We start from the raw sequence: 1,533 nt of genomic DNA on the forward strand, positions 1-1,533 counted from the left end.
GGGGATCATATTTCGTTTGGATTCTTAGGTGAGGCAACGTTCCCTTTTCGTTTAGATTTTACGTGAGGCAATTCGCCCCCTTGACTAGAGGTTTTTTTTAGGTACAATCAACCGATGTGGCGAGCCGTTAGCTCAGTTGGTAGAGCACCGGACTTTTAATCCGGGTGTCGTGGGTTCGAATCCCACACGGCTCACCAGCCGACGAGGGATGGCGGCCCCGTTGGGTGTGCGCGGGTCCCTAAGTTGTTCGGTGAGCGCTTGAGAGGTCCCATCGTCTAGTGGTCTAGGACACCGCCCTTTCAAGGCGGCGGCACGGGTTCGAATCCCGTTGGGACCGCCACTTACCCTGAGTCATGAGCGTCGCCGGTGTAGCTCAGCAGGTAGAGCAGCGCACTCGTAATGCGCAGGTCGGCGGTTCGAGTCCGCCCGCCGGCTCCAGGTTTCAGCCCCCTTCCTGGCGAAGGGGGTTTGTTTTTTTATGGACGGAGCATCTTTTTAGTGGGAGGTGGTCACTTGGTCTGCAGGATATTGCTGGTCCGTCACGGCAGGACGTCATGGAACGTCCAGTACCGGTACCAGGGGCGCACGGACGTGCCCTGTGACGAGGAGGGTTTAAGGCAGACGGAGCTGGCGGCTCAAAGGATACTGGCCTGGTCCCCAACGGCGATCTACTCAAGCCCCCTGGTGAGGGCCCGCTGCCTTGGGGAGGCGGTTTCGTCGGCGGCGGATCTGGACCTTTCGGTGGATCCAAGGCTTACGGAGATGGACTTCGGCGGTTGGGAAGGGCTTACGGTGAGCCAGATAGAGGAGGCCTTCGGGGACCAGTACCGGCTTTGGCGGTCCGACCCCTTCGGCAGAACCCCTCCAGGCGGAGAGGATGCGGCATCCATAAGGGGGCGCCTTGAGGACTTCGTGGCCTCGTCGGGGATCCTGGATGAGGAGCGGGCGGTGGTGGTCTCCCACGGTTATGCCCTCAGGGTTCTTCTGGGGGTGCTGCTTAAGGTCAGGGATCTCATGGTGTTTTGGCATTTCAGGATGGATAACTGTTCGTTTACCGGAGTGGACCTGTACGGGGAGTTTAGGATGCTCAACTTCGCCAACGACAGGCATCACCTTATGGGGAACCCCTTGGCTCCCATCGGAGAGTGAGTCGCCTTTGTGGTAGAATTCCCTTTGAGGCTTTTGAAGTTTTAGGGGTTTGCGGCCCGGATTGGGGGTGGTCCCTTGCCTTCGGGGCCCTTTGTGGAAGATGTGTCCCAGGATGGGGAGATGGATCTGTGGGAGAGGGTAAGGTCCGGCGACGATGAAGCCCGGGAGGAGGCAATCCTATCCATGCGGCCCATGGTGTTCTGGCTGGCCAAGCGGATAGGATCTCCCGGGGCTCTTCAGGACCTGGTCCAGGAGGGCATGGTGGGTCTCATAGAGGCGGTGGACAACTTTGATCCCTTGAGGGGGCTTAAGTTTTCCACCTACGCCTACTATCGCATAAGGGGCAGGATGATAAACTTCCTAACCCGGGTGGAGGCCCATGCT

General features: G+C 59.0%; 2 protein-coding genes and 3 tRNA genes. All 5 read left to right on the forward strand.

What is annotated here, in order from left to right; all coding sequences use genetic code 11:
* Positions 1-121 precede the first annotated feature (121 nt).
* A tRNA-Lys gene (locus N2315_09280) sits at positions 122-197 on the forward strand.
* 67 nt (positions 198-264) lie between these two features.
* Positions 265-340: transfer RNA gene (locus tag N2315_09285), tRNA-Glu, on the forward strand.
* Positions 341-362: 22 nt separating this feature from the next.
* Positions 363-438 (forward strand) — tRNA-Thr (locus tag N2315_09290).
* A 75-nt stretch (positions 439-513) separates the two neighbouring features.
* Positions 514-1,149 (forward strand): histidine phosphatase family protein, encoded by a 636-nt coding sequence (locus tag N2315_09295; GenBank protein ID MCX7829366.1) that lies wholly within the window; start codon positions 514-516, stop codon positions 1,147-1,149.
* A gap of 120 nt (positions 1,150-1,269) precedes the next feature.
* A partial coding sequence (locus N2315_09300) for a sigma-70 family RNA polymerase sigma factor (protein MCX7829367.1) occupies positions 1,270-1,533 on the forward strand: 264 nt, incomplete at its 3' end.

The sequence above is a fragment of the Thermanaerothrix sp. genome (assembly GCA_026417795.1).
Lineage (GTDB): Bacteria > Synergistota > Synergistia > Synergistales > Synergistaceae > Thermanaerovibrio.